We start from the raw sequence: 8,868 nt of genomic DNA, 5'->3' as shown, positions 1-8,868 counted from the left end.
TTAGTTCGTCTAGAACTACGTAAAAATGTAAGTATTAACATCCAATCTCAAACGATAGATCAAATTTTATCTGAAATTCTGAAAAACACCGGTCTTACCTACGTTCTCAATGACAGACAGGTAATGATTATGCGAAAAGGAGAAACAGAACAACAGCAAAAAAGTATCTCTATCAACGGAACAATCAGAGATGCACAGCAAGTTCCATTACCAGGTGTCAATGTTATTATTAAAGGTACAACAAAGGGTACAACTACCGATATTAACGGAAATTACTTCATTGAAGTTCCTCATAAAAACACGGTACTTGTTTTCAGCTATATCGGTTTCGAATCACAAGAAATTAAAGTCGGAGACCAGATCAATATAAACGTAAATATGTCTGAAGAATCGAACAATCTGGATGAAGTTGTAGTAGTTGGTTACGGTTCCCAGAAAAAAGTATCCGTAGTAGGCTCTATCACGACCATCGAACCTGCTCAATTGCAACAAGGAACAACCCGTGCCGTTTCCAATAATCTGGCAGGACAACTGGCCGGAGTGATCGCCGTTCAACGTAGTGGCGAACCTGGTTCTGACGGTTCCGACTTTTGGATTCGCGGTATATCTTCATTCAAAGGGACAGGTATCAAACCATTGGTTTTGGTAGATGGAATAGAACGTACGCTCGATGATCTTTCCGCTGCAGAAATCGAATCATTCTCTGTATTGAAAGATGCTGCTGCCAGTGCTGTCTATGGTGTACGAGGAGCAAATGGAGTTATCATCGTAAAGACCAAAAGAGGGCAACTGGGCAAACCCAAAGTAAATTTTCACTTCGAACAGGGTTTCACACAACCTACCCAGCTCCCGGAATATATCGGATCGGCTGATTATCTTTCATTAATGGATGAACTATATATGGACGCAGGGAATCCTAATCCTCTTTACGGAGAAGAAAAAATCAACAACTACCGTAATAATGTAGATCCGGAGCTTTATCCAAATGTAAACTGGTTGGATGCCGTTTCAAAAGACATGGCATCCAATACACGAGGTGATCTGACTATTACAGGTGGTAGCGATATTCTTCGTTATGCATTAGTTGCGTCCTACTATGGGGAACGTGGTATTTTTGTCACCGATAAAAGTAAAGACTGGGATTCGTCGACCCGCCTGAACAAATACAATATCCGTTCAAATGTTGATATTAACGTTACGAAAACAACCGTTGTCGGCATAAGTATAGGGGGATATTTACAGGAACAAAACGGAATGGCAGTCAGTGGACAGGACATTTGGAATTATGCATTTGATACACCTCCTTTCTACCATCCGATCCAGTATTCCGGTGGACGCGATGTCCGTGTAACAGAGCGCCATAACCCTTGGGCGGAAGCCACACAGCATGGTTATCAGACAACAACCAACTCAAAAGTCGAATCCTTATTTTCTATCGAACAGGACCTGAAATTTATTACTCCCGGTTTGAAAATAAAAGGACTCTTTTCTTTCGACCGTTACTCCAGTTCATGGGTGAAACGCTCCAAAACTCCGACTTACTATAATCCGGCAACAGGCAGAGATCCGGAAACAGGAGAACTGATCCTGACAGTCAGTACGGACGGACAAGAATTTCTGGATACAAAAAGCGAGTCTGCATGGGGAAATAAAGCCACTTATCTGGAAGGAAATATCGCTTACGACCGCACATTCAATAAGAAACACGCAGTCAGTGCCATGTTCCTCTATAATCAACGGGATTATCAGGATGGTAACATTGTGCCGTTCCGCCGCATGGGTATAGCAGGACGTGCCTCCTATACTTTTGACAACCGTTACATCGCCGAATTCAATTTCGGTTATAATGGTTCGGAGAATTTCACAAAAGGACATCGTTACGGATTCTTCCCTTCTGTCGCCGTCGGCTATATGCTTTCGGAAGAAAAATTCATGGAACAATTCAAAGAGACTTTCTCTAAAATCAAATTCCGCGCATCATGGGGGTTGACCGGTAACGACCAATTGGACGGACGCCGCTTCGCTTTCCTACCAACAATAGACACGGATGGATCATATAAATGGGGTGTAAACAACGATTACAACCGTTCCTCCCGCTTTGAGGGAGAATTTGGTGTGACAGATTTGAAATGGGAAACCGTAGAAAAACTAAATGTCGGTATAGAATTAGGTCTTTGGAACGCTCTGGAATTACAGGCAGACTGGTTCAAGGAACAGCGCCGTGATATTTTCATGCAACGTAATAATATCCCGACATCTGCAGGTTTCCGTAAAACACCATGGGCTAACTACGGTAAAGTGAACAACACAGGTATAGATCTTTCATTAACTTACAATAAACAGTTCAATAAAGACCTGCACGTGGGTTTTCGCGGAACTTTCACTTATGCACACAACGAAATTATTGAAATGGATGAAGCGATGGGAGTTATCGGAACAAATCGTCAACGCACCGGAAGAGCTGTCAATGAATTATTTGGCCTCGTTGCCGAAAGATTATTCACAGAAGATGATTTCACTACAAATGAAAAAGGAGACCTGGTTTTAAAAGAAGGTATACCGGCACAAACTTTCAGCGCTATCCGTCCGGGAGATATTAAATATATGGACATCGACGGTGATGGCGTTATCACTAATAAGGATGAGAAGGCAATGGGCGGAACCGTCAATCCAGAAATTGTCTATGGCTTCGGAGCAACAGCTCGTTATAAAAATGTAGACTTCAATATCTTCTTTCAGGGGAACGGGCAGACTTATCGTTTTATCGGAGGCGTTGTTTCCAATTTCTTACCAGGAGCTTCCCAAGGATCTATGGGTAACATCCTGACCAACTACAACGATCGTTGGACCCAGGAAAACCCGAAACAGGATGCCTTCTACCCGCGTTTAAGTTATGGAACAAACGCCAACAACAGCCAAAATTCGACCTGGTGGTTGCGTAACATGAGCATGCTCCGGATGAAAGATATAGAAATCGGTTACACATTTCCCAAACACTGGATTAATTCGGTCGGCCTTGCCAATATCCGCCTCTATGCCAAAGGTTCCAACCTCTTCACTTTCTCCTCCTTCGATCTTTGGGACCCGGAGTTGGACACGGCAAACGGAGCTAAATACCCGATCATGAAATCCTTCTCTTTCGGACTGGATATTAATTTCTAACAGAGTAATAAATATAAAACATATAGAAAATGAAACTACTCAAATATATTGGCTTATCATTTTTAGGCTTATCCCTCAATAGTTGTACGGATTATCTGGATAATGCACCGGATGATACACTAACAATGGAAATGGTATTTAACGATAAAACCAGAACCGAGGACTGGCTCTCCGGGGTTTATAACAGGGTTCCTGACCCTTACTGGAGTCTGTTGAGAGATTATGGTTATGACAGTATGGGAGATGACCTCGATCCTTCCCAACGTTGGTATCAGTGGTGGGGTAATACACTGAATTTCGTAATTGGACAATGGTTTACAAGTTCCTCCTGGGACGGAGCGGTATGGAGTCAATGCCCTGTACGTATCCGTTCTGCCTACCAGTTTATTGAAAATGCTCATGCACTTCCGGATCAGGGAGTTACAGAAGAAAAGATAGAAAGAATGAAAGATGAATGCCGCTTTCTGATTGCCTATTATTACTGGATGATGATTGAAGCATACGGCAGTGTTCCTTTCTTCGACGGATTGGCAGATGTCAATGATCCCAATTTAATGCGTGGGCAGATACCTTTCGACGAAATGGTTGACTGGATTGACGGACAATTAGTCAGCCTATCAAAAAAACTGCCGACTTCCTGGCTAAGCGAATCGACACAGTTCTATGGACGTGCCACATCCATTATGTGCCTCGCAGTCCGTGCCCGTATGTTATTGTTTGCAGCCAGCCCGCTGGTCAACGGCAATGAATGGTATAATGGATTTAAAAACTATGACGGTAAAGATCGTTTTAGCCAGACTTATGACGCCAGCAAATGGAACCGCGCGGCAGATGCCTGCAAGGAATTGATAGAGGCAGCCCATGCTGCCGGTCACGACTTGGTACGCGAATATAATGCAGACGGGAGCATCGATCCTTTCATGTCCTGCTATAACGTGCTATTCCTGCGTGGAGATGTGAATCCGGAAGCATTATTCGTTCGTTCAGACAGTAACTTCAGTGAATTTGAAAAACATGCTACTCCACGCGGAGCATCCGGTAACGGAGGATTAGGTATTTATCAGACATTAGTCGATGCCTTCTCCATGAAAGATGGTTCATTACCCATTACCGGTTATAAAAGTAACTATGGTTCGCCGGTTATCAATGAAAAGTCAGGTTATACAGAGCGTGGTTTCTCCGACCAGCCAGATATCCGCAAAACCAAATACAACCTGTATCGCAATTGCCCGGGAGCAACAGTCGATTCTGTCGGTACAGACGGCAATACTTACAATCAGGTTGCAGCTACTGGTACATATAATATGTATATCAACCGGGAACCTCGTTTCTATCTGACCGTTATGTGGAACCGGCAATGGTACCATCAAGCCAACCGCGAAGTACAAATGATGTCTAACGAACAAGACGGTGGCCCCACACACGATGCTCCTCAAAATGGTTATCTGAATCGTAAAAAAGTTTCTTTGGAACAAAACCAGCGTGATAATATACATCCATATCGCCCGGGAATACTTTATCGTTTAGGGGAAGCTTACCTGAATTATGCCGAAGCATTAAATGAATGTGATCCGGGTAACGCGGACATTTTAAAATACCTGAACCTGATTCGTGAACGTGCAGGCGTTCCGCAATATGGAACCGGAATTGACAGCAATGGTTTCAACAAGATTCCTTTAAACGGCCAGGAAGAAGTCAGACGGGCTATTTATCATGAACGCCGTGTAGAATTATGTTGTGAAAATGGTATCCGCTATTTTGATCTGCGCCGATGGAAAAAAGCGGAAGAAGTCTTGGACCAGCCAATGTATGGCATGAATTTCAGCGGAACAGAATTGTCTGATGATCCGAATAACCCCAAAGCTTTCTTCGTCCGTACACAATACATCAAACGGGTCTATGAACGTAAATTCTATTGGTATCCAATTTATCAGGAAGAGATAGATAAGGACCCGACGCTTGTTCAAGCACCATTCTGGGACAAATAAAGACCAATAAATAGATTAATACTACAGATGAGTTTTTAATTCGGGAGGGTAATTCCATATGGGGTTACCCTTTTCCTTTTTTACGATTCAGCCAGAAAAATAAAGACTAACCATAAAGGAACTACTCCTCCTTGCATACGTTCCAACGCACGATAAATAATTTTACGTACACTTTTAGGCGTTATATGAAGAATTTCCGCTACTTCCTGATAACTCAGTTCCTGCATAAAATGCAAGTAAACAACCTCACGCTGTTTATTGGTCAATAAACGGAATAAATTATCCAGTTGTTCTTCATAAGCCAACCGTTCCTCCTCATCTTCCAGTAATGCAAGTGCATCAACCTTAATCTGGAACTCATATTCCATATTGTCATCAAGACTTAATAAATTGAAATTCTTTTGTTTAGAGGATATAATTTTGTTTTTAAGAGAACGGAGTAAATAAAACTTGGGATTATCAGGCATTTCTATTTTATTTACCGATTCGTATAAATGTAAAAAAACATCATGTATGACATCCAGCACATATTCTTTCTCCATACCGAATGCCATTCCATACGAAAACAATTCATCAACATATTGTTCATACCACTTATCGAACTCTCTTATTTTCTGCTCCATTTATACTTTGCCAGTTATCATGAGAAAGCTTAAAATTCAATTACAAACTTACAAATAATAAAATATTTAATTTTATATTTATACAATAAAAAAGGAGAAAAAACAAAAAGCCACCCCGCAAACACGGGATGGCTTCCTAATATATTTAATCCGTTATCTGATTAAAGTTTGTTGTCTGAACCAAGTACATTAAGAATTTTGTGCTTGTACAGTTTTTCCATGTTATCGCGAGCCGGGCCCAGATATTTACGTGGGTCGAATTCAGCCGGTTTTTCAGCGAAAGTCTTACGGATTGCAGCAGTCATAGCCAGACGAGAGTCTGAGTCGATATTGATCTTGCAAACAGCAGATTTAGCAGCCTTACGCAATTCTTCTTCAGGAATACCGATAGCAGCCTTCAAAGCACCACCGAATTTGTTGATTGTTTCAACTTCTTCTTCAGGAACAGAAGAAGAACCGTGAAGAACGATAGGGAATCCCGGAAGTTTTTCCATTACTGCATCCAATACTTCGAATGCCAATGGAGGAGGAACCATTTTGCCAGTCTTCGGGTCGATGTGGCACTGTTCCGGAGTAAATTTGTAAGCACCGTGAGAAGTACCGATTGAGATAGCCAAAGAATCGCAACCTGTGCGAGTAGCGAAATCGATTACTTCTTCAGGGTCAGTATATGTGTGATGATCTGAAGAAACTTCGTCTTCAACACCAGCCAATACACCAAGTTCACCTTCAACTGTTACATCGAACTGGTGAGCATAGTCAACAACTTTCTTAGTCAAAGCTACGTTTTCTTCATAAGGCAGGTGAGAACCGTCAATCATTACAGAAGAGAAACCTGAGTCGATACAGCTCTTGCAAGTTTCAAATGTATCACCGTGATCCAGGTGCAGAACAATCTGAGGATTCGGACAGCCTAATTCTTTTGCATATTCAACTGCACCCTGAGCCATGTAACGCAACAGTGTTGCATTAGCATACTGACGAGCACCTTTAGAAACCTGAAGGATAACCGGAGATTTTGTTTCAACAGCAGCCTTGATGATAGCCTGCATCTGTTCCATGTTATTGAAGTTGAAAGCCGGAATTGCATATCCGCCTTTGATGGCTTTAGCGAACATTTCTTTTGTGTTCACCAAACCTAAATCTTTGTAATTTACCATTGTAGTATATATTATTACGTTAATGATTGAAAATTCTGCACAAAGATAAGAACTCTCTGAAAACTTTATGCTTTTAAGCATATAAAATAATACAAAAGTAACGCCTTCGGAAAAAATAGTTCGATTTTCTTTGTTAGTTTGAAGCAAATCCATACCTTTGCAAGCCAATTTACCGGTTACCAAACTAATAAGAGTATAAATTAAATTAGATAAAGAAGCAATGAAAAAAGGAATTCATCCTGAAAACTATCGTCCTGTAGTATTCAAGGACATGTCAAACGAAGATGTATTTATCACTCGTTCAACTATCAATGCAAAAGAAACTATCGAAATCGACGGTGTTACTTATCCGTTGGTAAAAGTCGAAATTTCTAATACTTCTCACCCGTTCTACACTGGTAAATCTAAACTGGTGGATACAGCAGGACGTGTTGATAAGTTCATGAGCCGTTACGGTAACCGCAACAAAAAATAATTGTAGATTGACAAAGTTCAATTAACAATTCAAAATGAATTTATAAAAAAGGCAGCGAACAGACTCGTTGCCTTTTTTATTTTGTCAAAGATTATTTTTACATTTGCAAGCATGATTGAAAAGAGTACAACAACAACTTGTTTTCAATAGTCAATTATCAATTGTCAATTAATAAATACCATGGCAAAAACAAAAGAAGAATTACTGAACATTCTCGACCAGTTCACACTGGCAGAAAAAGTTGTTTCCGCTGAACCTTTCGGAAACGGACACATTAACGACACGCTGAAAGTAACAAACGAAAAAGGCGAGATCAAATACGTATTACAACGTATCAACCATCTAATTTTTACCAATGTAGATATGTTACAGAACAATATCAATATTGTAACGACTCATATCCGCAAAAAACTGGAAGCTAAAGGCGAAAGCGATATCGATCGCAAAGTGCTGACTTTCCTTCCGACCAAAGAAGGTAAACCATATTATTTCGATGGTGACAGCTATTGGCGTGTATGCTTGTTCATCCCCAACAGCAAAAGCTACGAAGAAGTAACTCCGGAACTCTCATACGAAGCCGGTAAGGCTTTCGGTGATTTCCAGTCTATGCTGGCAGACCTGCCCGAAGGTTCACTGGGAGAAACAATTCCTAACTTCCACAATATGGAATTCCGTCTGGAACAATTCCATGATGCAGTAAAGGCTAACGCTGCCGGACGCCTGGAAGAAGTAAAAGACTTGATAGAAGAAATCGAAAAACGTGCCGAAGCAATGTGCATTCAGGAACGTCTGTACCGTGAAGGCAAGTTGCAGAAACGTACCAACCATTGCGACACGAAGGTTAATAACATGATGTTCGATGCCGATACCGACAAGGTACTTTGCGTAATCGACCTGGATACGGTAATGCCGGGATTCGTATTGTCCGATATCGGTGACTTTATCCGTACAGGTGCCAATACAGGTGCCGAAGATGATGAAAACCTGGACAATGTAAATGTAAACATGGATATCTTTAAGGCTTATACCCGTGGTTACATGGAAACAGCCAAGGCATTCCTTTCTCCGCTCGAAATCAGCCTACTTCCTTATGGTGGGCGCCTGCTGACTTACATGCAGACCGTACGCTTCCTGACAGACTATATCAACGGTGATACATATTATAAGATCCACAGCCCGAAACATAATCTGATCCGTACAAAAGCCCAGTTCAAACTGCTGCAAAGCCTGGAAGAACATGCGGAAGAAATGGATAACTTCATGAAGGAATGGCTGTAAACAGTCGTATATTCAAATAATTTATAAATTAAGAGGTACTTCTTAATCGGTTTATACCAAGTGTAAATCAAGATTGGATGTACCTCTTTACTATTTAGACCAACCTCTATATTTTTAATGTATAAACAACCATTTACCCGAGCAACCAATAAAAGAGAAAAATAAAGAAATAAAATCACCAA

Annotated in this window: 6 protein-coding genes; 4 read left to right on the top strand and 2 right to left on the bottom strand. The window is 41.1% G+C overall.

Features of this window, described 5'->3' with window-relative positions:
- Nucleotides 1–3,162: TonB-dependent receptor (locus tag DWW91_RS05940; RefSeq protein WP_255420016.1), on the top strand; the 3,162-nt coding region annotated here is incomplete at its 5' end.
- A 29-nt stretch (nucleotides 3,163–3,191) separates the two neighbouring features.
- Nucleotides 3,192–5,150 (top strand): RagB/SusD family nutrient uptake outer membrane protein, encoded by a 1,959-nt coding sequence (locus DWW91_RS05935; protein ID WP_046145107.1) that lies wholly within the window; start codon nucleotides 3,192–3,194, stop codon nucleotides 5,148–5,150.
- 80 nt (nucleotides 5,151–5,230) lie between these two features.
- On the opposite strand, the gene DWW91_RS05930 is transcribed toward DWW91_RS05935, so the two are convergent.
- Both DWW91_RS05930 and DWW91_RS05925 read right to left on the bottom strand, forming a co-directional pair.
- Nucleotides 5,231–5,773 carry an RNA polymerase sigma factor gene (locus DWW91_RS05930; RefSeq protein ID WP_007659109.1) on the bottom strand — a complete coding sequence of 181 codons (543 nt, stop codon included), beginning with the start codon at nucleotides 5,771–5,773 and terminating at the stop codon, nucleotides 5,231–5,233.
- 161 nt (nucleotides 5,774–5,934) lie between these two features.
- On the bottom strand, nucleotides 5,935–6,933 hold the full coding sequence (locus DWW91_RS05925) for a class II fructose-bisphosphate aldolase (protein WP_044214855.1): 999 nt from the start codon (nucleotides 6,931–6,933) through the stop codon (nucleotides 5,935–5,937).
- 220 nt (nucleotides 6,934–7,153) lie between these two features.
- Between DWW91_RS05925 and DWW91_RS05920 the strand changes: the two genes are divergently transcribed.
- Both DWW91_RS05920 and DWW91_RS05915 read left to right on the top strand, forming a co-directional pair.
- A complete protein-coding gene (locus DWW91_RS05920) occupies nucleotides 7,154–7,408 on the top strand; it encodes a type B 50S ribosomal protein L31 (protein ID WP_007659112.1) in 255 nt (84 codons plus the stop codon).
- Between the two features lie 180 nt (nucleotides 7,409–7,588).
- On the top strand, nucleotides 7,589–8,686 hold the full coding sequence (locus tag DWW91_RS05915) for a phosphotransferase enzyme family protein (protein WP_122327230.1): 1,098 nt from the start codon (nucleotides 7,589–7,591) through the stop codon (nucleotides 8,684–8,686).
- The last annotated feature ends 182 nt before the right edge of the window (nucleotides 8,687–8,868 follow it).

This window comes from Parabacteroides sp. AF17-3 (assembly GCF_003635445.1).
Classification (GTDB): Bacteria; Bacteroidota; Bacteroidia; order Bacteroidales; family Tannerellaceae; genus Parabacteroides; species Parabacteroides goldsteinii.
This window is presented reverse-complemented; position numbering and strand designations above follow the sequence as displayed.

Excerpts from the sequence above, each read along its gene's own strand:
- DWW91_RS05935 (WP_046145107.1), top strand. The coding sequence starts at position 3,192 with ATGAAACTACTCAAATATATTGGCTTATCATTTTTAGGCTTATCCCTC.
- DWW91_RS05930 (WP_007659109.1), bottom strand. The coding sequence starts at position 5,773 with ATGGAGCAGAAAATAAGAGAGTTCGATAAGTGGTATGAACAATATGTT.
- DWW91_RS05925 (WP_044214855.1), bottom strand. The coding sequence starts at position 6,933 with ATGGTAAATTACAAAGATTTAGGTTTGGTGAACACAAAAGAAATGTTC.
- DWW91_RS05920 (WP_007659112.1), top strand. The coding sequence starts at position 7,154 with ATGAAAAAAGGAATTCATCCTGAAAACTATCGTCCTGTAGTATTCAAG.
- DWW91_RS05915 (WP_122327230.1), top strand. The coding sequence starts at position 7,589 with ATGGCAAAAACAAAAGAAGAATTACTGAACATTCTCGACCAGTTCACA.